Source organism: Spirochaeta dissipatitropha (assembly GCF_054657935.1).
This window is the reverse complement of the sequence record NZ_BAAHXT010000007.1, coordinates 108,576-133,484: the sequence shown is the minus strand read 5'-3', so window position 1 is coordinate 133,484 and position 24,909 is coordinate 108,576. Positions and strand designations below refer to the sequence as shown.

Here is a 24,909-nt window from a genome sequence, read left to right as displayed (position 1 = left end):
GGAGAGATCCCGGAAAGCCAGACAGAAGACAAGAAGGAATACAAATGGAAATATTTGATAAGCTGAATGCAAAAGTAGCCCGACACGCAGAAGTAGAAAAACTCATTTCTGATCCAGAGCTGCATAAGGATCCAGCTCGTTTCAAGGATCTCATGCGGGAACATTCTCAGCTCAGTGATCTCGTTCAGGCATTTGAAGAGTACAAACAGGCCAAAGCAGACCTTGCAGATAATCAGGAACTTCTGTCAGAAGAAAAAGACCCTGAAATGAGGGAGATGGCCAAAGCAGAACTACTTGAACTCGAGACAAGAATAGAAAAATTATCAAAAGATCTACGGCTTCTGCTGGTACCGCGCGACCCGATGGATGAAAAGAATGCAATAGTTGAAATCCGGGCTGGTACGGGCGGTGATGAGGCTGGACTTTTTGCCAGTGACCTATACAGAATGTATGCCCGTCTTGGTGAAAAAAGAAACTGGAAGATCGAATTTCTTTCAGTCAGCGATAGCGAAATCGGAGGATTCAAGGAAGTAGTATTCTCCGTTTCCGGAAAGAACGCATACGGTACTTTGCGTTTCGAGAGCGGTGTACATCGTGTCCAGCGCGTACCTGCAACAGAATCCGGAGGAAGAATTCACACCTCTGCTGTAACAGTTGCTGTACTACCCGAGGCAGAAGACACTGACATTGTGCTCAATGACAATGAGCTCAAAATCGATGTTTTCCGCTCAAGCGGTCCGGGAGGGCAGTCCGTAAACACTACTGATTCTGCAGTCAGAATAACACACCTCCCGACCAATACTGTGGTTATATGCCAGGATGAGAAGAGTCAGCTGAAAAACAAGGCAAAAGCACTGCGCGTGCTTAAAGCACGTCTCTATGAAATGGAAGAGAAAAAAAAGCATGAGGAACGGGCAAGTTTCAGAAAAAATCAAATTGGGAGTGGAGACCGGTCTGAAAGAATCCGTACATATAACTTTCCCCAGAACCGCTTGACTGATCATAGAATCAATCTGACTCTGTATAAACTCGATTCGGTTATGCAGGGAGAGCTGGAAGAGATACTGGAAGCATTGCAGATCAGCTCCAGAGAAGAACAACTGCAGGATGCATAGATAAAACAATGACAATCCGGGAAGCTCGTGAACAACTACTATCTGAGATATGCAGTGAGACTTCTATCCTTGATCTTTCTGTTCTAATCGCTTATGCCTGCGGAATAGCCCGTGAGCAGCTTTATATCGAGCCCGAGCGTGAACTCAGCAGCAGCGAAGAATCAGATTTACGCAGCTATTGCCGACGCCGGTCAAGCGGTGAGCCGATTGCATATATTACCGGAAAAAAGGAGTTCTACGGCAGAGACTTCATGGTTGACAAAAGAGTCCTGATTCCCAGACCTGATACAGAGATCCTGGTAGAGACAGCACTTAATCTAATAGCTGCACTTCAGTCTGAGCATTTCAGCGAACAGATCGAGGTTCTTGATCTATGTTCAGGCTCTGGCTGTGTTGGAATCACAATAGCTGCAGAGACCCGGAGTAACAAAGTAGTTCTGTCAGACATCGATAGTCAGGCTCTGGAAATCAGCAAAATTAATGCAGAAACACTTCTGGCTCCTGACTTACGACCAGGTATTATTCAGAGCAACTTGTTTGAATCAATTAAAGATCGCTTTCATCTGGTTGTCACCAATCCCCCATACGTAAGAGATGTTGAATACAAAGATCTTGTTATGCAAAAATGGAAAGAGCCATACCATGCCCTTGTGGCAGAGGATGAAGGACTGTCCATCATTCGACGTTTGATTAAAAATGCAATACATTATATTTACCCAGGTGGGTATATTGCCATAGAAGCTGCGGATTGGCAGGCAGATACCATCTATTCAGAGCTGCATAGATTTGAGTATTCTGAAATCAGTCACGTAAAGGACCTGTCAGGAAACAGGAGAGTAACAACAGCAATGGCTCCCGCCAGACAGTAGTACCGGAGGGTACATGATCAAAGACCTTGAAGGTTTTGCAAAAATATTAACCCCTTACTCAGATGAGGATCAAAAGGCGATTCTTTCTGCGGCGCAGGTCTGCATAAAACTACATAAAGGACAGGTCAGGGAAAGCGGAGAAGAATACTACACCCACCCCTTTCAGGTAGCCGAAATACTTGTTGGAATCCACATGGATACAGCTGGTATACAGGGGGCTCTGCTGCATGATGTGCTGGAGGATACTGCTATGTCACGGCAGGAACTCCGTGATCAATTCGGAAAAGATGTTGAACAGCTGGTGTACGGTGTTACCAAGATCAGTCTCGTCAAGGCAAAGAATAAAAGTGTACAGGAAGCCGAGACGATCAGAAAAATGCTCTTTGCAATGGTCAAAGATATCCGTGTAATCTTGATTAAACTCGCAGATAAACTACATAATATGCGAACACTGGGCTTCAAGACACAACAGCGACGCATCGCCATTGCCCAGGAGTGCCTGGACATATATGCTCCGCTCGCAGGCCGCCTCGGAATCAGCTGGCTGAAGGATGAACTTGAAGATCTCTCCCTGAAATATATAAACCCTCAGGCCTTTGCTCAGATCAAGGCATTTGTAGCCCAGAAAAAACAGGAACGGGGAGCATATCTCGATCGTGTAAGAATGGCGATTTATGATGAGGCAGAAAAAGCAAATTTCCCGATTTCTGTTGAAACCCGAGCCAAACACTTTTATTCAATCTACAATAAAATGAAAAGACGCAGCAAGGATCTGGACGAGATTTACGATACTCTGGGTATCCGTATTCTGTGCAAAACCACCACAGACTGTTATGCACTGCTTGGCCTGGTTCATCAACTCTGGATGCCGATTGAAGGCAGGTTCAAGGATTATATCGCCATGCCAAAATCCAACCGCTACCAGAGTCTCCATACCACTGTTATGTGTTTCGGCGGGCGCTTGATAGAGATTCAGATCAGAACGACAGATATGCATAATACAGCTGAATTCGGCGTAGCTGCCCATTGGCTCTATAAGGATACCAGCTCAGGAGAAACTCTGCCCAGTCATGATCTGGCAATTATTCACAGAGTACGCGGCCTGAACGGACTGAAAATAACCAGCAATGAATTCCTTGACGAAATAAAACGCGAAATACTCAAGGGATCAATTTATGTATTCACTCCCAAAGGTGATGCTGTTCAGCTGCCGAAGGGATCTACCGCTATAGATTTTGCCTATCATATTCATAGTGAAATAGGTGATCATATTTCCGGAGCAAAAGCCGATGGTGCTATTATCCCACTCCGGGAACCCCTGAGAAATACCCAGGTCATTGAGGTCATGACAAGCCCCCATGCCCATCCTCATGTACACTGGCTGCGCTACGTCAGGACCACAAGAGCCAGAAGCAGGATACGGCATTGGCTGAACAAGCATGATGAAAACCTCATTCTTGATAAAAGTATAGTTGCCAGAAAACGAAGCAACGATAAAATAGAAAGCACTCCTCCACCCGACACAGGCAAGGAACAGGATAATGCTCCGGATAATCTCACCGTTATGGACAAAAATAAAGTAGGTGTCCGAATCGGTGATGAGCGTAATCTCATGATCCGCTTTGCTAACTGCTGCCACCCCAAAACCGGTGACCCGATTGTAGGATATATTTCGAGAGGACGTGGAATAATTGTTCATCACCGTGACTGCAAGAACCTGAAGAACATATCCGAAATCGAGCAGCGAACAATCGAGGTTGAGTGGGAAACAGTATCGCCTAAAATAACCTGCAGACTGCAGGTGACGGCAAGAAAAACACCGCATTTATTCTCTGAAATCGAAGGCGCTATCAGGAAGGTTCAGGGACATCTGATCGAAGGCCGCATTGATGACAGTGATTCCGGTAATACCGATGCCCGATTCACCGTGGAAGTTGAAAATGAGTCGGACATGGATCCTATAATCAGGGCAATAAGGCAGATACCTTCAATACTTACAATTCATAAACTTGACTCCATTAATCATCATTAAGTATCTTGATAACAGCAAGAGCTAAAAAAGGAGTTCTCATGGCCGAAATAACTTTTAAATCGACACCAGTACATACCAGTGGAAATCTTCCTCAGCCTGGAAGTAAAGCTCCGGATTTTCTTCTTACTGATAATAACCTGAAAGATTACAGTCTGGCAGATTTAGGAAAAGGAAGAAAGGTGTTGAATATCGTCCCCTCTCTTGATACAGGAGTATGTGCGACATCTGCAAAACGCTTTGAGCAGGAAATTACTAACTTCCCGGAAGTCAAACTCATTACGGTAAGCTGTGATCTTCCGTTTGCACAAAAACGGTTCTGCACTGAAGCATCATTATCACAGGGAATCACTCTGAGCCAGATGAGGAACAAGGATTTCGGAAAGGTATATGGAGTTGAAATGACAGACGGTCCACTCAAGGGTATTTTTTCCAGGGCTGTAGTTATTATTGATGAAAATAATATTATTACCTATACCGAACAGGTACCAGAAATAACCCGCGAACCTGATTATCAAAAGGCCCTGGCTGCGTTATAATTAAGCCATGTCGCTGAATATAGTCCTGGTGGAACCGGAGATCCCTCAAAATACCGGAAATATCGCCCGTACATGCACTGCCATAGGTGCCTGCCTGCACCTGGTTAAGCCAATGGCCTTTACCATAACAGACAAACATGTCAAACGTGCTGGGCTGGATTACTGGGACATGCTTAGTCTTCAGTATCATGATTCTCTTGCGGAATTCATGGCCTCGGTAGACCCTGAGCACTGCATATTTGCAAGCACCAAGGCATCTACTATCTATTCAGATGTTTCCCTTAGTGATCCTTGTTATCTGGTCTTCGGCAAGGAAACGGCCGGTCTGCCTGAAGAACTCCTGGAGAAATATATACATCGTTCAGTACGAATTCCAATGAAAACTGAAGCCAGATCATTGAATCTTTCCAATGCTGTTGCGATCATGGCGTATGATATAATGAGACGTATTGATTTTCAGGGACTCAAAATCAAGGGAAAACTTGGATTATAAGAAAAGGAAGAAATTATGCAGCATTCTATACTCTTTATCGGCTATGGCAACATGGGATCGGCATTCGCCTCGGGAATCAAGAAAAAATATCCCGAATATCAGATACTGGTAATGGATCCCAGTAATGAAGCATGCCAACGTGCAAAGGACAGTCTGCAGGCAGAAATAATTCCTGTAGAGAAACCAGACAAAATTGCTGAATACAAGCCAAGTGCCATCTTCCTGTCGGTTAAACCCCAGCATTTTCCCGAAGCTGCAACCCGGATTGCAGCCTATATTGGAGATAGTCTTCTGATATCTCTAATGGCCGGCATCACAATCAGCACACTGCAGGACAAGCTTAGAAGTATAAAGGTGATTAGATGCATGCCGAACCTCGCAGCAGCTTACGGAATGTCTGTCACATCTGTATCTGCAGACCCGGTAACCGATGCACAGGACGTAGCATTTGCATGTTCATTAGCAGAGTCAGCTGGTATGGCAATTGAAATTCCGGAAGATCTCATTGCAAGTATCATAGGTATATCCGGAAGTGGAATTGCCTTTGCATTCCAGTTTATTCATGCTATGGCCCTGGCTGGCACTGAATCAGGTATCGCTTACCCCCGGAGTCTCGACATTGTGCTTCAGACAGTACAAGGTGCCGCAGAGTCAATCAGACAGAGTGGTACACAGCCAGCCGAGTACATTACAAAAGTTTGCTCACCAGGCGGCACTACAATAAGTGGAATTGCAGCCCTGGAGAAATCAGGCTTCACGAACTCTGTAATGCAGGCCGTGCGCAGTGCAGCAGACAAGAGCCGGCACATGGAAAAAAACAGGATTTAATACAGAAAACTTCCACCAGTTAATGCTCAGAAAAATACCTTGCTGTATTAACTGGTGGAGGCTCAGTGAAAAAAAACCATATTACCAGATCACTTACCAGATCCCTGTTATTTTTATTGTTGATTTTCATTTTATTCTCATGTGCCAGTACATATGACCAGAGAGGGAAAATCAGCTCCACATCAGCTTCAACACTCCATGGGATGGTGTATTGTGGAAACGGTCAGGCAGTAGGTAATGCCGAAATCAGAATTGATCAACAAGGAAAAATCCGTACAGTTTATAGTGATACACTTGGAAGGTTTCTGCTTCCGGATGTAAGACCAGGTATATTCAATGTCTTCGTCTCGAAAACAGGCTATCTGGATATTGAAAAGACCGATCTTCTGCACGACCGCTCGCGAATTCTGTATATCAATATGAAATCGTGGCAAAATATGATTTCTCTTGTTTATTCACACCTTAAACAGGGGAATTTTGAGGCAGCGGATGAAATACTACCGCTTGTAAAATCCTCTGCACCAGAAGAGTGGCTCCCGATATATGTTGATATAATAAGCAGACTTCTCCGCAATGATATAGTTTCAGCAGAAAAACTAATGACAGATCTCCATGAGGGAACTCAAGAAAAAGAGTTGCGTAAATACATAGATCAACAGCATCAGAGGCAGAAGGCAAGCCAATATGAATAGTAATAGACTAACAGCAGTTCTGGTTCTATGGCTATGCCTCAAGTTTATCTCAATTAACCCTGTACATTCCATGGATCAGGTTATGGATTCAGACATTCGAATTCAGAGTATGTCTTTTCAGAATCAGCCTCTCAGAGACATTCTGTATATGTTCAGTCAGGTCGGTGGTATCTCCATACTTAGCGATGAAAGTGTATACGGATATGCAAGCTACAGCTTCACCGAAGCTCCATTCACGTCTGCCCTTAAGGCATTTCTTCTGAGTAATGAGTTATACTACAGAGTTCATGAAGGTATTGTTTTTATTAGTGCAATACACTGCAGCATTTCCGAGTCGGGAAACATCAATCTGTCAGCTCGTGATGTAGCAGTAAAACTCGTATTCGAATCGCTGAGCAGGACTTCAGAAATACCAATAACATATACCGGTAATCCGGATATTGCAGTTAACATTCATGCCGTTGATCTACCACTTGCGGTATTGATCGAGATAATCAGTCAACAGCTTCCTGAGACTGCAGTTCATAAGCTTAAATCACACTATCTGATTACTTCAGTCCATGTTATCCCCGATTCCAATCCAGGCATTACATACGAAAACGGGAAATTCTCCATACAGATACAACAAGCAAGTGCTAAAAAATCATTACTTCAGCTGTTCGAGCTGGCGGGATATGAATACAGCTTCATGACCCGACGTGATGAAACAGTGATCGATATAAACATTCAGAATCGCAGCTTTGCAGATGCACTCGAAATATTATCACGTGAAGCCGGTTACCTCTACATAGAAAGAGATCAGACCATATATATATTCGATACCCATACCCGCGAACACCAGAATATATTTGTAGATCATGTAATTTATCAACCTGAACACCTCAGCTCTCAGCACTTGATCACCTTGATTCCTCACAGTCTGTCAGCAAATGTACAGATCAGGAATGATTCCGAGCAGAATCGACTTGTGATCAGCGGTTTACCTGCTTCGGTAATATCAGTGATAGATATAATCAAAAAGCTTGATACAACTGAAGATACATTTCCACTCAGGAAGATTCAGCTTGAACACGTACCTGTTGAGGCAGTCATAGCAAACTTCCCTGAGGATCTACTTGTCTATCGCCCCAGAAAGCTGAGTTTCCTTGACAACATAATTCTCTTCTCGGCTGATGATTCAGGGTTCAGACGCGTAAAAGACTATGTAGATCTCATCGATAGAGGATCTGAACCGGCCTATATAGAGCTTCAGTATATTCATGCAGAAGACATACTATCTAATCTCCCCACAAGATTCAGGCATACAGAAATCAACATGACGGCACATGAAACAATAATAACTGTAAATGCCCCTGAGCATGAGCTCGAATCCTTTCTGACATATCTGGAGCAGGTTGATGTGCCAAAAACACAGATAAAATACCAGATGCTTATAATTCAGTATCAGCATGGACAATCACAGCGGAGTGAAGGAGAATCAAATATTGGATATGATCTCCTTAATCTCAAGGCTGGTTTACCACAAGTCGTTGCGGTCCTCGGAAGCCTGCTGAATTTGAATTTCGATGTTATTACCCATTTCGGGATCAGTTTTGCAGCCAAATTAAGCGCATCACTCCAGGACAATTCAGCTGAAATATTTGCTGATACAACCTTGCATGGAGTCAGCGGTGAATCAATTCATTTCAGGAATACAGATACCTTTAGATACATCGATCGTGAACCTGGTGATGATAAAACCATTAGTTATAGCGGTGTAACCAGAGAAATCACTTCCGGGCTGCTAATTGACTTGAATGGAAGACATTCAGGGAATGGCATGATCACAATCGACATACAGGCAACAGTAAGCAAAAGAGGAACTGATACCAGACACGGCGATCCACCTCCTACATCAGAAAGAATCGTCAGAAGCAGGGTGCAAACGCCTATTGGACAACCCATAATAATCAGCGGACTGATCCAACGCGATATAATCTCTCATGAAACCCGAATTCCGGTTATTAGCAGGATACCCATCATTGGACGGCTATTCAGAAAAAACCTGGATTCCCTGGAAGAAACCGAGATGGCTATCTACATTGTCCCCTACATTGAGAATCTGAAACAGGATCAGTCATTTGATCAGGATATGCAGCGAAAACTGTTTGAACTGCTGCCAATGGCTTCAGGAATAGAATATGGCAGCAATTGAACAATATATACCACTGCCGGAAAGACAGTACCATCGAGGTTTTATCCAGGGGCAAAGAGCAATCAAGCTTCGTTCCAGTGAAGAGGAAATAATTATAGGTATGTGTGACAGCGAAAACACACAGCTGAAGCAGCGGCTTATTCGCTACCACAGACTGCATGAAGCAGATAAAAGAACTATTCGATTCCTGAAAATCAATTCGAAAGAATTACAGTCACTCCTGAGTTATACCGCACAACAGATCAGTGCTGACCGGGACGACAGTCGTGATGCAGCTTCCATATCAATATTCGGACCACACAGTAAAGATCGAATCATGAAGGACCGGGGAACATCTCAGTTGAATGTGATTGATGATGATGCCCCTGTAATAAATCTGATTAATAATATTTTCCTTGAAGCAGTTCGGAGAAATGCATCAGACATCCACATAGAATCAGGACGCTGCGGAATGATAGTCAGATTCAGAATGGACGGAATCATGGCGCATGAACGAACCATACCAGATTGTTTTGCCTCTGCGGTGAGCGCCAGAATAAAAGTAATGGCCCATATTGATATTATTGAAAGAAGACTGCCACAAGATGGTCGCATGAGCCTTACTAATATCGAAGGAGTAATCGATGCACGATTATCTGTAATCCCGACGATTGAAGGAGAGTCAATTACGATTCGTCTATTTCACTTCAACAATAACCCGCCAGAACTGACAGAACTCGGTTTCAGTAATTCAGATATATCTGAATTACGTAGAAGCATTCACAGGCCAAATGGCTTAATCATTGCAGCAGGTCCAACCGGGAGTGGAAAGACAACAAGCCTGCATGCACTCTTACGTGAGCTTTCCACCGGTGAGCGCAAAATTATTACCATCGAGGATCCAGTTGAATACCGCATACCAGGAGTTCAACAAATTCAGATTCATCATAAGATTGGATTAAGCTTTCCGGTCATACTCAGGCATGTTCTAAGACAGGATCCAGATGTGATAATGATCGGAGAAATGAGAGACAGCGAAACAGCTGGCTTAGCTATAAATGCAGCCTTGACTGGTCATCTTGTACTTACGAGTCTTCATACCGGTGATATAGAGCAGGTGCTATCCAGACTAGAGGAACTTGGAATAAATAAGGAATTATCTCGGCAGGTTATAAACACCGTGCTGTCACAGAGGCTAGTACGGAAGCTCTGTCCTCATTGCAGACAGGAGTATGAAGTAAGCCTGACTGAACAGAAAAACATCAATCTGCTTTCTCCACAGCAGAGAGTGAAGAACACTGTGTATAGTCCTGGTATCTGTACTGATTGCGAGAACACCGGCTATACCGGGCGGACCGCCCTGCTTGAATTACGCTCGGATTACAGCAGTCAATCGTATGCTGAAATTAACAGAAGCAGCCTGATCAGTTGCGGAATTCAGTGCCTTAATGATGGACTTACCAGTCTCGAAGAATTATCTCGTGTTTTAGGTATTCAGATATGAAAGAATACCGTTGTACATTTATTGAACCTGGAGGGCTGAAGTCTCGAGGAAGGGTCTTCGCACATTCTGAGGTCTCAGCAAGACTTGAACTGAGTAGCACAGGCTGCACCATTCTACATATGGCAGAAATACAGCATCTTCCTGCTGTATTTCAAAAGAACAAGTTAAATAGAAATGCGATGATTCATTTAACCGGGACACTAAGCAGCCTGCTAAAAAGCGGACTAGAGCTTCAGATGTCGCTACTCGTAGCCCTGCGGTCAGCACACAGAAATGACAGACATGCGATCAAGCAAATTATCAGCAACATACAAGCTGGGACTACTTTTTCAGACGCCTTGAGTATGCTGCAGATTGCTGTACCCGATTTCTTTATCCAGCTGCTACGTACCGGAGAAAAAAGTAATAATCTACTACCCGTAATAATCGAGCTCAACAAGTACCTCCAGAATCAGAAAAAACTGAAGGATACTATATCTGCATCACTTGTGTACCCTTCTATGGTATTGATAATCGGCATAGTCAGTTTCAGTATAATCCTGCACATTCTCCAACCACAATTAGCACAGCTATCCAGATTCACCGGCATGACTGAAACAGAGGTATTAATTGGAACCAGAATAAATACTATGACTGAACTACTGAGTTATGGTTTTATTTCCGTAAGTATCTTGGTTTTGCTTACTCGATTATGTAAATATTTTCCAGAAAGGATTCGCTGCTATGCTGGGAGCATAATCGATAGACTACCGGTTGCAGGCAGCATGACTATGGTTTCAGAACTATATAACTGGTCCCATATTATGAAAATCCAGCTCGAAGCAGGCATAGGAATAGAGACTGCTGTATTTAACTCTATTTCAGGCTGCAGTAGAATTCACCTACGACAGGAAATCCAGAAAATATACGAAGCTATTATGAGAGGCAGGTCAGTAGCATCAGCTTTTTCTTCCGGTATATTTCCAGACTTCATTCATAACCTGCTGTATGTAGGCCAAAAATCCGGTCATCCGGAAATAGCAATAAATCAAATTCACGCATACTTCCAGGATAAGGTCGAAAAAAACAGAAAGATTTTTTGGGGTTTGATCGAGCCATTATTCATATCAATTACCGGTCTTATACTGGCAGCATTTATATATTCCATTATTCTACCCATTTTTGGGGTCTACGGGGAGCTGTTATGAAAAAGCTATATCAGCAAGGGGCGGATGGTTTCACATTCATTGAAACAATTATTACCATTTCTATTATCATACTCCTGTCTGGATCAGTAGGATTCAGTGCTTTCCGTTTTCTGGATAAGGCCAGATTCGCATCAGCTACTGCTCAAATCGAAATTTACTCCGCGGCACTACAGTCGTATTATCTGGACAATGGCCATTTCCCCAGCACAGAGCAAGGTCTATCTGCCCTATGGGAAAAGCCCTATCTTCATCCGGTGCCTGGTAATTGGTTCGGGCCATATATTGATCGCCCCATAGATAAGGATCCCTGGGGCAATGAATACCAATACCTGAGCCCAGGAATAAATGGAGAGGCATTCACGGTTATCAGCCCTGGACTTCAGCCATGATTCAACTACTTCTGAAAATAACAGGTGTTAAAAACATTGAAGGAATACGCAGAGCAGCACCGGGGTTTGTACTGCTGGATATTGTTACAAGCTCGGTGATTCTGGTATTAAGTGCAATAATAATCTGGTCCGGAATTTACGGAATGCATGTATTCAGCAGCCGAATGAAACAGAACATGATAGTCGAACTGGAATATCGGTACGAGGCTCTGCAATTGATTTATCCGGAGTTGTATTATGGAAATTAAGAAAGGTGCGGACGGATCAGCACTGATCGAGACCGTAGCTTCAACTGCACTTGGGATTATACTCATAACTGCAGCACTGCAAATGTTCATTTTCCTTGCTGTTACCTTAAGAAACACGGAAAACCGAATTTCCAATATGAGCAAGGCCCAGCACATAATCATGATATTAGAAAAAAGCATGAGCGATATTCTGATACCATTCTGGGAAGATCAGCCAGAAATCAGAGTCATCCAAATTGATTCGGATTCCAGACAATTATCTATTCCATGGTACAATGGCAGACCTCAAAAATATCTTGAACTCAAATGGAATAGTATGGAAATGGAGATTATGACTGACCATGGACTCCATCGCTATGAGCTTCCATCTAATTTCATAATTGAAACAAACAGTTTGTTCTCTGGAAGCCTTTCATTAAAATTCGCAATGGATGAAACAGTAACTACAGTAATCTTTCCATTCGGAGGGAGAAGTCTGCAATGAGAACTGGAGGAATGTTATCTGCCGCACTATTCATGATTATGCTGGGATCATTTATTTCAATAGAATCTTTAAGTCAGAGGTATTCATATCTCAGATATAAATCCTCCGGGAATTCCGTGGTTAGCGAACTTATATCTACCACATCTGAAATTTTCATGAAGTACGATATATATGAATTACTCGGACAGAATCCTGAAGGATTACAAAAATATATAACTGACGATATTTCAATTCAATTTAGTGATTTATCATCTCATATCAATCCCCATTGGGTTTCAGAGAATTTTCTGTATAAGTACTGCACTTTGTTACTTGAAGAAGGAATGACAGTGGAGGGCTTCGTTGAGTATCGCAAACAAATAACCCCTGGTCTGGATATTGAAACTGATTATGCTGGATGGTTCACACAGGAAGCATTTAAATACATATTCAGCCCCTACTCATATCCACCACAGGGAGCAGAGGATTCATATCCGCTTTTTAATATCAATACGGTAAATGAAAAGATCCTTTTGCTGATATTCAGCGCTCACGAAGAAACCAGAGGTAAAAAATTCGAACTCGCACGTAAGATTAGAGAACTACAGGGAAACATAGCAATAGATCTTTCTGAACTGCATTCCATACTAAAAATTAATAAACAGCATGAACTGCTGGAACTATTTTCAGAACACAGCAATTTCTGGAGGCTTTATGTCAAAAAAGGAAAACAAAATCTTCAGTTTATACTGGAAACAGTCGAGCAAAAAAACTCAATCAGAATTGCTGGATTCAGATTTCTTGAAGATTCATCCAATGAACAGCTATGAAATACTTATGCTAACTATTCCGTGCGCAGCAAAACGACACATGAGGCAAGCAGTTAAATATTCTCTGCATGATCACTTTCCTGACGGGAAAAACAATATACTATTTGAATATCGAAAAATATCACATGACGACAGTAACGTAAGAATTGCAGTAGTTGTGTATCATAGACCAGATGATGTTCCCGCTTTCGGCAGCATACTCTCAGGACTCCTGGCTATAAAAACAGCAAATGATCTTAAAGCCGGACAGAAGCAGGGAGCTTCGGTCATTGTTGCTTGTGGATCTGAGTCAATTCATATCAGCTTTGACAGTAAAGCTTTCATTTCATCTGTGGAACAAATACCTGAACAGCAGCGAATAGACCCTGACTGTGCCGTGTTTACGAATGTTGAATTAAACAGAAATAATCTGGTTTTTTGCAGAGCACGTGTCCATACACTGAAAAGAAAACTGGAACATGAAAATCTGAAATGTATCCTGACAGGAATCGCAGCTTTGCTATTCAGCCTAAGCTGCATGAGCATAGGATTCTGGATCAGAGCCACTATAGACCTGAATCTTAAATCCGAACCGATATTACAGGAGCAGATTGAATCTATAAATGAACGAATTGAATCGTCAATCAATGAAATTATACACCTGGAAAACGATATTCCCCGCACCGGATTTGCCTTTTTACTGGCTCATCTTTCTACATTCATACAGGAAAATTCACATATTTCCGAGTTTCGGGCTGATGCCAATGGATTCAGCATCATGGTCACCGGCAGCACAGCAGGCAGCAGTCATGCTCAAATGCTGGAATCCAGTCCAGCACTTCATGAAATTCGTCTCCGGAATTTACGCTTGCTGAATAATGGAAAGGAGTCTTATACCATCGAAGGGAAATACCGGATATCCGCATCAGTCCCCTATGAGGCCCATAAATGAACAGATTAATAACTCCACTTCTATATCTTACGGCTACCTTCTGCATGATGCTATTCCTGACTCACTCGATTGAAACTGCCGACCTTATTCGTCACAAAAAAAATCAGATCAATATATCAGAATCCCTCGTATGGTGTATCGAAAGATATAACATGCTTGAACCTCATATTTCTTACCTGAGAAATAAACATTCAATCAAAAAGACAAGATTGCAGTTTTCAACTGCTGATCATTCAATACCTCATGGTGGCAAGGGTATTTTCAGTTTTCTTTCAGAAGTAACTGATTATCTCCGTAAGTATGATCTCACAGTGAAGAGTCAAAGAATTGAGACTACAAACAGTCATCAAAACCAGATCTTTCTGGAGGCATCCGGATCGGCGGAGAACATATTAGCTATGTATATGAATATCGAGGAGATGTTATTCCCCAACATGCTCTCAGATGTACATTTAAAAAACGGGACCGATAACAATCGATCCCTGGATATTGCTATCAGGATCAGATATGACCAATAGAATCAATAAAATTTCTTGTTCAATAGCTCTCCTGCTGCTGTTAGGTATTTCAGCATCCTTTGGATTCGGTATTATACTGAATGCATTGAATTTCGAACCGTCCGAAATTCAATCTACCGCACAACTCCGCTATCTGGAAAATATTCTGAATAAATCAGAAATCCGACTGCACTCTGTAGTTGAAACATCGGATATCAATAGAATGATACCTATATTCTTCTCATCTCAGGATACAGACAAGATATCCTTGCCCTCACATAACAGCACTGAGCACAGTATCAGCACACTTCAGGAGGATCATCGAACCATCGTCAAGGACAGATTTTCTCCCGTCGGCTCAATGAAAATGGATAATGATACAGAATATATAATTCTACGGGATATGTTCACAGCAGGATTTTTGATTCTCGATGTATTAAAAAGCGGAAATGCGCTCGTACTGATTACAGAGAACGAGTCATTATATCTGGTTGAAAACGATACATGGTATTTTATTCAGTGATGCTCATAAGACACCTCTACACTACTGTGCAGATTCTTCTTTGTGCACTTATCATCTACAGCGACATACGCTGGAAAATCATTCCCTATATTTACAGTTTAGTGGGGATTGCATTGCTGCCTCTTTTCCGGGCTATTGTATACGGGACTTCGATTGCAGTTATCGCAGTAGAAATAATCTTGTGTTATATATCATTTTCAGTGCTCAGAATTTTGACCGGAAGGGGTTTCGGTAAAGGGGATGTTCACCTGGCAGCCTTCAGCGCAGCAGGCTTCGGGGCCTATACTGCGCTTATTTCTTTTGTCCCAGCCCTTTTCTCAGCAGCAATATACGCGCTGCTTATGCTTGCGACCGGGAAAAAACAACAAAATGCTCGTATTCCCTGGGCCCCTTTCTATTTAACAGCGTGCCTGCTTGGTTCTATTATTTATTTTCCAGTTGATTTGATTGATCTTGATGCTCTGAACGCAATCCCCATAGCATTCAGCTCAATGTCGAGCTTCAGAAGCTTTTTCTGAGAACTGCCAAGACTGATACCTTGATCAGCAATCCTACCGAGGGTATAACGCTCTACAGCTGTAAGACAGAATTCCTGAATATCCTCATTCGACTCACCTTCCAGGATTCTACTTTCTGCTTCGCACTGAAGCCCTTGTAAAAGGGTAAATCCTCTCCATAACTGTTCCAGACCCATATCACTTGATTTGGGAAGTCTTCCAAAATGAGTAGGGTATATATTGGCACAGCCGAGCTGATGTATAAGTTCTGCACTCTGACGGGATAGTTCAGCATTAAAATCGGTCGGTGGGCTTGTAGGAAGCAGAAACAAGCCATGTGTCTGAAGCTCAGGATAAGCAACGCCATATGCATCGCCGGTAAAAACACTGTCTGAAACAGGATCAACTATAACCATATGGTGTGATGCATGCCCTGGTGTATGCAGAAATCGAAGAAGGCACCCCTCCCAATCAATTTCCTGATTGTGTTCAACACTGACTGCCCTGGTCCGGTCTACCGGGCTGACATTACCATATAGTTCATTGAAACGGGCATCCCCGTATACCTGTCTTGCACCGGAAATCAATCTTGCCGGATCAAGAACATGCCTGAGTGCACGGGGGTGACACAGGAATTTGGCATTCGGGCAAGCCTTCATGAGTGCTCCGCTGCCGCCGGCATGATCAAGATGAACATGTGTAATGATCACCAGATCAACAGCGTCTGGAGAAAGACCATATTGACGGAGTGTATCAAGCATCACCGGAACAGCAAACTCTGTATTATTTTCGATAAACATCGCCCGGTCACCACGGATCACAAGATAAGAGGCAGCTATTTCCTTGGCTATATATGCACAATCAATCGTTATGACTTGATGATTCATAGCAGGATTTAATTATTCTCTTCAAAATCAAATGGATGAGGACTTTCACCAATTACCTCATCCAGACTTGGAAACATGTTTCTTAGAAGTTCCATGTCCTGCTCTGTAACCATAGTCTCTCGGTCTCTGGCTAAATCAGTGCCAGCAGCTGCCAATTTATTAAGAAGGCTGTATATAATGTGACTGAAAATTTTAAGTCCAGCATGAGGCAGTGTATTACAGAAAGTGAATAGACTTTCACGTGTAGTATATACCAGTGCCACCGGATTTTTAGCTATGGCACTTGCGGTCCTTGCAACATCCAGAAAGATACTGGCTTCCCCGAATACATCATTAGTTTCCAGAACGCTCACAGTAATTTCAGAGCCGTCACTGACACGCTTCAGTATATCAACTGCTCCACGAATAATGATATAGAGTTCATGATCCATACTTCCCTGTTCAAGGATCCTTTGCCCGGTCTCAAATTCCCGAAGTTCACAAATTTCGACAAAAGACCTCAGCTCTGAGTCGGTGAAGTACTGGAACATATCAACGTTCCGTAAACGAGTATAAATTGTATCAAAGACATTATCAGAATGCGCCATGCGATAATAATAGCATTGTATTAGAATGAATACCAATCCTTTCTGAGAATTTACTTATGTACTCACAATCTTTTTTTTTATATAATCCTTATATGAAATCACTCAGATATTTACTGCTTCTCACTTTCGTGTTTTTATTACTTTCAACACTCTCATGTACAAGAGAATCAACAAGTTTAAAGTTAGGCATGATGCCTGCTGTGGATATAGCTCCTTTTTATCATGCCCAGGACAGTGGCATATTTGAGTCCCTTGGACTGGAAGTCGAACTGGTTTTATTTACCAACGCTCAGAACAGACAAACTGCATTACAGACAAACCAGATTGACGGGGCAATGACTGATTTGGTTGCACTGGTTACCCATGCTGCAGGGGATTTTCCATTAACCGGAGTCCTGGCGACTGAAGGTATATTCCCAATGCTGACGGCTGTTGCTGACAGGTTTTCATCGACGGAATCAGATGATTACCAGTTTCCACCTAAAATAGGACTCATGGAAATCAGTGTCGTGAATTATGTAGCCGAACAATACATGCGCCAGTTATTTGAAATTGCGAACTATGAGAATATATATATTACAGAGATACCAGCCCGTCTGGAAGCTGTCAGAAACAAGCAGATAGATGCCGGAATTTTTCCGGAACCGGTCGCAAGCATTGGTGAAATGACAGGGCTGACAAAAATAGTTCACAGTGATATCCCCGCAGAAACCCTGGACATTATTGCTTTCACTGACAAAGCAATCAAAGAGAAAAGGGCTGCTATCCACCTACTTGTCCAGGCATATACGCAGGCATCAAACGAGCTCAATTCGGATACTGATCTGACTCGTGAGGTTTTGCTTAGACATATTCCCAATCTTCCCCGGCCTGCTGCAGAGCTGGTAACATTACCTGTATACCGACCTGCCCATCTTCAAGCCGATCATTTTATACAGGAAATAATCGACTGGACCAGTAGAATAATCAAATCAGACCTCGAGATAAATCCTGAGGATTTGATTGATAGATCATTTGTAGTGAACTGATGCTGAACCTTGAGAATATTTCACTGAAATACGGTCATGAGACAGCAATTAAGAATCTTAGCCTCTCCGTAGAATTCGGAGACAAAATTGGAATTATCGGTCCCAGCGGTTGCGGAAAGACCAGCCTGCTGTATGCAATAGCGGGGTTAAGGTCCTTGCACCAGGGTAGCATCAAACGCTGTTATGCAAATTCCGACTGTGGGATCATGTTTCAGGATGACCGCCTGCTTCCCTGGCTATCCGTCAGAGAAAATATCGAGCTCGGCTTACCCGAAAAGAAAACCCGGTCTGACAGCAGTCATGAAGAACTCTACAGCATGCTCGGGCTTCAGAATCAGCTTGGAAAATATCCCACCCAATTGAGCGGAGGACAACGCCAGCGCGCTGCACTGGCGAGAATGCTGATCCGAAAACCAGGGTTGATGCTGCTTGATGAACCTTTTGCAGCACTGGATGAACAAAGTAGGGAAAACCTTCAGCAGGAACTGTTAGAATACCTTCAGCGTTATAACTCAACATTAATCCTGGTCACTCACAGCATTGCCGAGGCAGTATTTCTAGGCAGCAGAATTATAGTAATGAAACAGGCTGGCATATTTCATGAGGTTCGGAATTCATGTCATCTTCAGACTCATGCAAGAGATACTGATGAGTTCTATGAAGGTGTGAAATATATCCGCTCCAAACTGAAGCAAGCTATGCAGTGCAACACAAGGTCTCCATTATGAGCAACGGTAGACGCGGGCTCCAGTATCTACTGGGCTTTATTTCCCTGACAGTTATGTGGTACCTGGCAGCGGCCTACACTAAATCTCCCGCACTTCCCTTTCCACACCGCATAGCCTCAGAAATACTGATCCAGTTGTCCCATCAAGAGATATACCGTCATATCGCAAGCAGCCTGTTTCGAATGTTCTCGGGAACATCACTCGCCCTCGCTGCAGGAATTCCGATTGGCATCATACTTGGCCGCTTGAAGCAGGCAGATTCGATTGTTTCCCCCATGCTTTACTTTCTGTATCCCATACCTAAAATATCACTTTTACCGGTTTTAATGATCTTCCTGGGTATCGGTGAACTTCCAAAAATAACGCTCATTGCATTAATCGTTGTATTTCCCATAATCCTGTCAGTTCGGGATGCGGTAATTCAGTTATCAGGACGATACCTCGAGTTGGCACGGATGCTTGATCTCTCAGCTGGACAGATAATATCCAGAATTATCTGTCCAGGCATTCTTCCCAGAGTCCTCTCCTCTATCCGGGTTTCACTCGGAATAGCACTTTCAGCACTCTTCTTTGCAGAGAACCTTGCTACCAGCTACGGACTTGGCTATTTCATAATGAACAGCTGGATAATGGCTCACTATGTAAGAATGTACAGCGGCATTCTGATATTGGGACTTACCGGAATTATTCTGTACTCATGTCTGGATATCCTGGAAAAACTGACCATCCCCTGGATCAAGCACACATGAGAGGACATTGCATGAGTGTATGCAATGTCCTTCTTTGCTGACGGATTATGAAAGCCTTGAATGCCATTCCTGCACTGAAACTATTTCAGTTCCGCTATCCAGATACATCTCGATTCCCTCTGCTGCAGCAAGTGCTGCCTGGGTAGTCGTAATATATGGAATATTACTGCGAATCGCCGCTTTCCTGATCAACGAGTCATCATGCTCACTCCTGGAGCCATGAGGGGTGTTAATGAGAAGCTGAACCTCACCGTTACGAATGGAATCAACAATATTCGGTCTACCTTCATGTATCTTGTGTACTATGCTGCAATTAATTCCATGTTCTTGAAGAAATGCAGCAGTACCTGAAGTAGCAAGGATGCGAAATCCGAGAGCTGCAAATTTTAAAGCAGCAGATACAATCCGCAATTTATCCCGTTTCGCAACAGTGATCAGTACAGTGCCTGTAGTCGGCAGGGCTTGACCGACAGCTTCCTGAGCCTTGAAAAAAGCAAGAGGAAAAGATGACGCAAGGGCAAGGACCTCTCCTGTAGAGCGCATTTCAGGCCCAAGAAGGGGGTCAACCTCAGGGAACATGTTGAAAGGAAATACCGATTCCTTGACACCAAAATAAGGAACCTTTCTTTCTGTATATGCAAGGCTTTCGAGGGTCGTACCAAGGGCTAAATAGGTTGCAGCTTCCGCCATCGAAAAACCACAAACTTTTGAGACAAGAGGCACAGTTCTTGATGCTCTTGGATTGGCTTCAAGTATATATACCTTCTCATCTGCAATTGCATACTGGATATTCAGCAGACCAACAACTCCAAATCTCAGAGCAATTCTTCTGGTGTACTCCTTGATGGTGCTTATGTGTTCAGGAGATATCCCTGGTGCAGGAATCACACATGCTGAGTCCCCGGAATGAATCCCGGCAAACTCAATATGCTGCATAACCTCAGGTACGAATGCAGTATGTCCATCGGCAAGTGCATCAGCCTCGGCTTCTATTGCATTCTCAAGAAATCTATCGATAAGTACTGGCTTGTTTGGCGTAACGACCGCTGCCTGAGTTACGTACTGATTCAAACCTTCCTCATCAAAAACTATCTCCATTCCGCGACCTCCAAGCACATAGGACGGCCGTACAACCACTGGATATCCAATCTTTCCAGCAATCTGGACTGCCTCATCAAGTGAGGAAGCAAATCCCGATGCAGCCATGGGTATGCCAAGTTCAGTCATAATACTCTCAAAACGCTCGCGGTCTTCAGCCAGATCAATTGTTTCAGGACTGGTACCTAAAATCCGAACACCTGCCTCTTCAAGTTCCCGAGCGATGTTGAGGGGAGTTTGTCCGCCGAACTGAATCAGTACACCATAAGGCTTTTCATGTTCATAGATAGCAAGTACATCCTCAACAGTCAGCGGTTCGAAATATAAAGTGTCGGATGTATCAAAGTCGGTACTCACGGTTTCAGGATTACAATTGACCATTATAGTCTCGTAGCCTGCTTTTCTCAGGGTGAATGCTGCATGGACACAGCAATAATCGAACTCTATACCCTGCCCAATGCGATAAGGACCGCCACCAAGAACGATGACTTTTTTACTGCTTACATCCGATCTATCTGCTTCCGGATATATGCCATTCCCGGAAACACCATTGTAACTCGAATAAAAATATCTGGCATTCACAACACCACTGACAGGAATAACGTCCCAAGCGGCTGTAATGCCTGCCTCACAACGCTGTCTGCGAATTTCTTTCTCGGGAATATCCAGAATTTCAGAGAGATATCTATCCGAAAAACCATCAAGTTTAGCTTGTTTCAGAAGAGCCGAGGGTACAATTCCCTCAGCTGTTTCTGACAGGATTCGTTCTTCAAGCTGAACAAGCTCCTGCATCTGCTGGAGAAACCATTTTGTTATGTGTGTTCTTTCGAATAGGTCCTCAACACCTGCACCTTTGCGAAAGGCTTCATATAAAATGAATTGACGCTCACTGCTTGGTTCTGCCAGGAGTCCATATAGACTTTCAAGATCCAGTTGATTGAAATTTTTGGCAAATCCCAATCCGGACCTGCTGTTTTCGAGACTGCGAACCGCTTTGTGAAATGCTTCCTTGTAGTTGCGGCCGATACTCATGACCTCACCTACCGCCCGCATTTGAGTTCCCAGTTTATCTTCAACTTTCTTGAACTTTTCGAATGCCCACCGGGCAAATTTCACAACAACATAATCCCCGGAGGGGGTGTACTTCTCAAGGCTGCCATCACGCCAATAAGGAATTTCATCCATGGTCAATCCACACGCAAGCAGAGAAGAAATCAAGGCAATAGGAAATCCGGTAGCCTTACTGGCCAGTGCAGAAGATCTCGATGTACGAGGATTGATTTCAATTATGACTATCCGGCCGGATTCAGGATCCCGTCCAAACTGGACGTTAGTACCGCCAATTACCCCGATTGCATCAACAATTCTGAAGGCATAATCCTTCAATTGATCCTGCACGTCTTGCGGGATTGTAAGCATTGGAGCCACACAAAATGAATCTCCGGTGTGAACCCCCATTGGATCCACATTTTCGATATAGCAAACAGCGACCTTCTGACCTTTAGTATCTCTTACAACTTCAACTTCAAGTTCCTGCCAGCCAATTACAGATTCCTCAATCAGGATCTGATGAACTCGACTTGCCTGCAATCCTCTATGAGCAATTTCCCTGAATTCATCAATATTATAGACATGACCGCCACCGGTTCCGCCCATAGTGTAGGCTGGACGGATAACAAGCGGAAATCCAAACTTCTCTGCTATAGATTCTGCTTCCTCAAAACTATCTGCGGCTGCACTTCTCGGCATGCCGATCCCTAGCTGTTCCATTGTCTTCTTGAACTCAATACGGTCTTCCCCACGCTTGATTGCATCAAGCTGAACACCTAATACCTCGACATTGAACTCATCAAGGACCCCTTCTTCTGACAAGGCAGTCGTCAGATTGAGACCGGTTTGTCCTCCGAGGTTCGGAAGAATTGCATCAGGCCGTTCTTTTTCGATGATTCTTCGCAGACTGGCCGTATTCAGGGGTTCAATATAGGTAGCATCCGCATATGCTGGATCTGTCATGATCGTCGCCGGGTTCGAATTGACCAGAACAATATGGTACCCCAGGCTTCGCAGGGCTTTACAAGCCTGCGATCCGGAATAATCAAACTCACCTGCCTGTCCGATTACAATCGGTCCAGACCCAATAATTAATACCTTATGAATATCTGTACGTGCTGGCATGGGGCCATTATGAGTATCATAAAGAATGTTGTAAAGCACTATTTTTAAATATAAAGAAAAGTGACTGGTAAAATTCAGGATCTGCCAATAAGATAAGCAGATGGAAAATTGTGAATCACGTCGGGTTTTCTTTCTTTACCCGCATTCAGTATTTCAGGAACATCTTCTCGACATTCTTGTCCAGGGCGAGTTTGAAGTGGCTATTGTAAATGACCACAGTAGAATCCATGCACTGCTTGCGAGATTTCCCAATTCAATCCTTTTCATTAACGTCGAACACAGGCTTCAGGACACCAGCTGGGAAAAAATCATCACAAACATTATGGAAAACGAGACTACCAGGAATACCAGAATTGGTGTACTTGCCTATAATCCGGATCCTGAGTTAAGCAGGAAATACATCGCCGATATCGGTATCCAGTGCGGAGTAATTACTCTCAAACTCGGAATAAAAGAAAGTGCAGCGATCCTGTTGAAAACACTGGCTGTGAACGAGGCTCGTGGAAGACGGAAATACGTCAGGGCAAATTGTCCATCAGGAAAAGGCAGCTTGAATATACGATTGAATCTTGACGAAATAAAAGGTCAGATTCTGGACATCTCCAGTGCAGGTTTTGCAGCCATTCTCGATACTGCCATTGAAAAGGAAACTGAATGTGACGATGTACAGCTGAATCTATGGGGAACACGCCTCCAGATAAGCTGTAGGTGTTACGGCTCACGAACGATAGACTCAGGTGAGGTAGTCTACATCTTTCTTTTTGAACCCGCGCTTTATGGAATCAACCGTGGCAAAGTACATCAGTTTATCAAGAGGATTATTCAATCCGAAACAGATAACCTTGTAAGTAAGTAGGAATGTCAGCAAGTAGTCCTTTGTAATAATTCAGTCTCATATTGCCAGGATCCTCTTGCATTCCCGTAAGGAATTCATAGACTTAGTGTAGCTATGAATATACTTGTGGTTGATGACTCACGCATCATGCGGAATATTGTAAAAAACACTGTCGCTAATCATAGAATATTGAAAACCTCAACATTCCTTGAAGCAAGTGATGGTATCGAAGCCCAAAACGTGATGGATGAAAACCAGATTGATCTATTGCTCCTTGACTGGAATATGCCAAGGCTGAATGGAATTGAACTCGTGCAGCAGCTCAGGAATGATCCTCGCTACAATAAATTGCCGATTATCATGATCACCAGCGAAGCAGCAAAATATAATGTAATTGAAGCCGTAAAAACCGGAGTGTCAGACTATCTTATAAAACCTGTCTCAGAAAAGAATCTGATGCAGAAAATAAAGCGTCTGTTTCCGGATATTCCATGATCTGCCCATTCCATAACAAAACAGGAGTTTTCAATGAGCATTAAATATATCGAGCCCTTCGTAGATGCAACCATCCGGGTTTTCGAGGACTTCTTTCAGGAAACACCTTTGCCAGGCAAGCCCTATCTCTTTCACAGGGATGAACACCAGAACTGGGACTTATCAGCATTGATAGGAATCGGAGGTGATTCTCGTGGTGTCGTTGCAATTATGCTGACCGGAAAGCTCGCCATTAACCTCACCAATACATTAACGGGTACTCAATCCACTGAAATCACTGATGATGCTGTTGATGCAATCGGTGAGGTAGTCAATATTATTGCCGGAAACGCCAAAAAAGGCCTGGAACAATACATACTCACTATATCATTGCCTTCGATCATCTGCGGTTCAGTTCATAACATAAGCTGGCCATCAAGTATCCCGATTATTGCAGTTCCTTGCAGGACTTCACATGGAGAATTCGTACTTGCTGTGGGCCTGGAAAATATAATCAGCAACACAGAGACAGGCAGGTGAT

27 protein-coding genes are annotated in these 24,909 nt (G+C 43.3%); 24 read left to right on the top strand and 3 right to left on the bottom strand.

What is annotated here, in order from left to right; translation table 11 throughout:
- The first annotated feature begins 44 nt into the window (after positions 1–44).
- From prfA to ACYQ2L_RS10220, 18 genes are all read left to right on the top strand, one after another.
- Complete coding sequence (gene prfA / locus ACYQ2L_RS10305) at positions 45–1,115, top strand: peptide chain release factor 1 (protein WP_487247726.1); 1,071 nt, start codon at positions 45–47, stop codon at positions 1,113–1,115.
- 8 nt (positions 1,116–1,123) lie between these two features.
- Positions 1,124–1,984 (top strand): peptide chain release factor N(5)-glutamine methyltransferase, encoded by an 861-nt coding sequence (prmC, locus tag ACYQ2L_RS10300; protein ID WP_460055030.1) that lies wholly within the window; start codon positions 1,124–1,126, stop codon positions 1,982–1,984.
- A 13-nt stretch (positions 1,985–1,997) separates the two neighbouring features.
- The gene (locus ACYQ2L_RS10295) at positions 1,998–4,016 is read left to right on the top strand and encodes a RelA/SpoT family protein (RefSeq protein ID WP_460055027.1); all 2,019 of its coding nucleotides are present in this window, start codon (positions 1,998–2,000) and stop codon (positions 4,014–4,016) included.
- Between the two features lie 38 nt (positions 4,017–4,054).
- Positions 4,055–4,552: a thiol peroxidase gene (gene tpx / locus ACYQ2L_RS10290; protein WP_460055023.1), complete on the top strand. Its 498-nt coding sequence runs from the start codon at positions 4,055–4,057 to the stop codon at positions 4,550–4,552.
- A 7-nt stretch (positions 4,553–4,559) separates the two neighbouring features.
- Positions 4,560–5,045, top strand: a complete 486-nt coding sequence (locus ACYQ2L_RS10285; protein WP_460055020.1) for a tRNA (cytidine(34)-2'-O)-methyltransferase — start codon at positions 4,560–4,562, stop codon at positions 5,043–5,045.
- 15 nt (positions 5,046–5,060) lie between these two features.
- Positions 5,061–5,873 (top strand): pyrroline-5-carboxylate reductase, encoded by an 813-nt coding sequence (proC, locus tag ACYQ2L_RS10280; RefSeq protein ID WP_460055018.1) that lies wholly within the window; start codon positions 5,061–5,063, stop codon positions 5,871–5,873.
- Positions 5,874–5,938: 65 nt separating this feature from the next.
- A complete protein-coding gene (locus tag ACYQ2L_RS10275) occupies positions 5,939–6,565 on the top strand; it encodes a carboxypeptidase-like regulatory domain-containing protein (RefSeq protein ID WP_460055014.1) in 627 nt (208 codons plus the stop codon).
- Positions 6,558–8,759, top strand: coding sequence for a type II secretion system protein GspD (locus ACYQ2L_RS10270; protein ID WP_460055010.1), 2,202 nt, complete (start codon positions 6,558–6,560; stop codon positions 8,757–8,759). Before ACYQ2L_RS10275 ends, ACYQ2L_RS10270 begins: the two co-directional genes overlap by 8 nt.
- Positions 8,746–10,242 (top strand): GspE/PulE family protein, encoded by a 1,497-nt coding sequence (locus ACYQ2L_RS10265; protein ID WP_460055007.1) that lies wholly within the window; start codon positions 8,746–8,748, stop codon positions 10,240–10,242. Before ACYQ2L_RS10270 ends, ACYQ2L_RS10265 begins: the two co-directional genes overlap by 14 nt.
- 119 nt (positions 10,243–10,361) lie before the next feature.
- Complete coding sequence (locus tag ACYQ2L_RS10260; protein WP_460055004.1) at positions 10,362–11,429, top strand: type II secretion system F family protein; 1,068 nt, start codon at positions 10,362–10,364, stop codon at positions 11,427–11,429.
- Positions 11,426–11,818 carry a type II secretion system major pseudopilin GspG gene (gspG, locus tag ACYQ2L_RS10255; RefSeq protein WP_460055001.1) on the top strand — a complete coding sequence of 131 codons (393 nt, stop codon included), beginning with the start codon at positions 11,426–11,428 and terminating at the stop codon, positions 11,816–11,818. Before ACYQ2L_RS10260 ends, gspG begins: the two co-directional genes overlap by 4 nt.
- A complete protein-coding gene (locus ACYQ2L_RS10250; RefSeq protein WP_460054997.1) occupies positions 11,815–12,066 on the top strand; it encodes a hypothetical protein in 252 nt (83 codons plus the stop codon). The genes gspG and ACYQ2L_RS10250 overlap by 4 nt, the downstream gene beginning before the upstream one ends.
- Entirely contained in the window at positions 12,056–12,550 is a 495-nt protein-coding gene (locus tag ACYQ2L_RS10245; protein WP_460054994.1) for a hypothetical protein, read from the top strand. The genes ACYQ2L_RS10250 and ACYQ2L_RS10245 overlap by 11 nt, the downstream gene beginning before the upstream one ends.
- Positions 12,547–13,359, top strand: coding sequence for a hypothetical protein (locus ACYQ2L_RS10240; RefSeq protein WP_460054991.1), 813 nt, complete (start codon positions 12,547–12,549; stop codon positions 13,357–13,359). Before ACYQ2L_RS10245 ends, ACYQ2L_RS10240 begins: the two co-directional genes overlap by 4 nt.
- Positions 13,360–13,399: 40 nt before the next feature.
- Positions 13,400–14,290 carry a hypothetical protein gene (locus ACYQ2L_RS10235; RefSeq protein ID WP_460054988.1) on the top strand — a complete coding sequence of 297 codons (891 nt, stop codon included), beginning with the start codon at positions 13,400–13,402 and terminating at the stop codon, positions 14,288–14,290.
- Complete coding sequence (locus ACYQ2L_RS10230) at positions 14,287–14,808, top strand: hypothetical protein (protein ID WP_460054985.1); 522 nt, start codon at positions 14,287–14,289, stop codon at positions 14,806–14,808. The genes ACYQ2L_RS10235 and ACYQ2L_RS10230 overlap by 4 nt, the downstream gene beginning before the upstream one ends.
- Positions 14,798–15,310 carry a hypothetical protein gene (locus ACYQ2L_RS10225; protein WP_460054983.1) on the top strand — a complete coding sequence of 171 codons (513 nt, stop codon included), beginning with the start codon at positions 14,798–14,800 and terminating at the stop codon, positions 15,308–15,310. The genes ACYQ2L_RS10230 and ACYQ2L_RS10225 overlap by 11 nt, the downstream gene beginning before the upstream one ends.
- Positions 15,292–15,828: a prepilin peptidase gene (locus ACYQ2L_RS10220; RefSeq protein WP_460054980.1), complete on the top strand. Its 537-nt coding sequence runs from the start codon at positions 15,292–15,294 to the stop codon at positions 15,826–15,828. The genes ACYQ2L_RS10225 and ACYQ2L_RS10220 overlap by 19 nt, the downstream gene beginning before the upstream one ends.
- Here the strand turns inward: ACYQ2L_RS10220 and ACYQ2L_RS10215 are convergent.
- Entirely contained in the window at positions 15,738–16,694 is a 957-nt protein-coding gene (locus tag ACYQ2L_RS10215) for an MBL fold metallo-hydrolase (protein ID WP_460054978.1), read from the bottom strand. The genes ACYQ2L_RS10220 and ACYQ2L_RS10215 overlap by 91 nt on opposite strands.
- A gap of 8 nt (positions 16,695–16,702) precedes the next feature.
- Positions 16,703–17,281, bottom strand: a complete 579-nt coding sequence (locus tag ACYQ2L_RS10210) for a Crp/Fnr family transcriptional regulator (RefSeq protein ID WP_460054974.1) — start codon at positions 17,279–17,281, stop codon at positions 16,703–16,705.
- A 92-nt stretch (positions 17,282–17,373) separates the two neighbouring features.
- On the opposite strand from ACYQ2L_RS10210, the gene ACYQ2L_RS10205 reads away from it, so the two are divergent.
- The 3 genes from ACYQ2L_RS10205 to ACYQ2L_RS10195 are packed head-to-tail and all read left to right on the top strand — an operon-like array spanning position 17,374 to position 19,786.
- On the top strand, positions 17,374–18,309 hold the full coding sequence (locus ACYQ2L_RS10205) for an ABC transporter substrate-binding protein (RefSeq protein WP_460054970.1): 936 nt from the start codon (positions 17,374–17,376) through the stop codon (positions 18,307–18,309).
- A complete protein-coding gene (locus tag ACYQ2L_RS10200; RefSeq protein WP_460054968.1) occupies positions 18,309–19,037 on the top strand; it encodes an ABC transporter ATP-binding protein in 729 nt (242 codons plus the stop codon). Before ACYQ2L_RS10205 ends, ACYQ2L_RS10200 begins: the two co-directional genes overlap by 1 nt.
- Entirely contained in the window at positions 19,034–19,786 is a 753-nt protein-coding gene (locus ACYQ2L_RS10195) for an ABC transporter permease (RefSeq protein WP_460054963.1), read from the top strand. Before ACYQ2L_RS10200 ends, ACYQ2L_RS10195 begins: the two co-directional genes overlap by 4 nt.
- 45 nt (positions 19,787–19,831) lie before the next feature.
- On the opposite strand, the gene carB is transcribed toward ACYQ2L_RS10195, so the two are convergent.
- Positions 19,832–23,059: a carbamoyl-phosphate synthase large subunit gene (carB, locus tag ACYQ2L_RS10190; protein WP_460054956.1), complete on the bottom strand. Its 3,228-nt coding sequence runs from the start codon at positions 23,057–23,059 to the stop codon at positions 19,832–19,834.
- 100 nt (positions 23,060–23,159) lie between these two features.
- On the opposite strand from carB, the gene ACYQ2L_RS10185 reads away from it, so the two are divergent.
- The 3 genes from ACYQ2L_RS10185 (at position 23,160) to ACYQ2L_RS10175 (ending at position 24,908) form a co-directional block, all read left to right on the top strand.
- Positions 23,160–23,915 carry a PilZ domain-containing protein gene (locus tag ACYQ2L_RS10185; RefSeq protein WP_460054951.1) on the top strand — a complete coding sequence of 252 codons (756 nt, stop codon included), beginning with the start codon at positions 23,160–23,162 and terminating at the stop codon, positions 23,913–23,915.
- Between the two features lie 93 nt (positions 23,916–24,008).
- Complete coding sequence (locus tag ACYQ2L_RS10180) at positions 24,009–24,389, top strand: response regulator (RefSeq protein ID WP_460054944.1); 381 nt, start codon at positions 24,009–24,011, stop codon at positions 24,387–24,389.
- 33 nt (positions 24,390–24,422) lie between these two features.
- A complete protein-coding gene (locus ACYQ2L_RS10175) occupies positions 24,423–24,908 on the top strand; it encodes a chemotaxis protein CheX (protein WP_460054939.1) in 486 nt (161 codons plus the stop codon).
- Position 24,909: the final 1 nt, after the last annotated feature.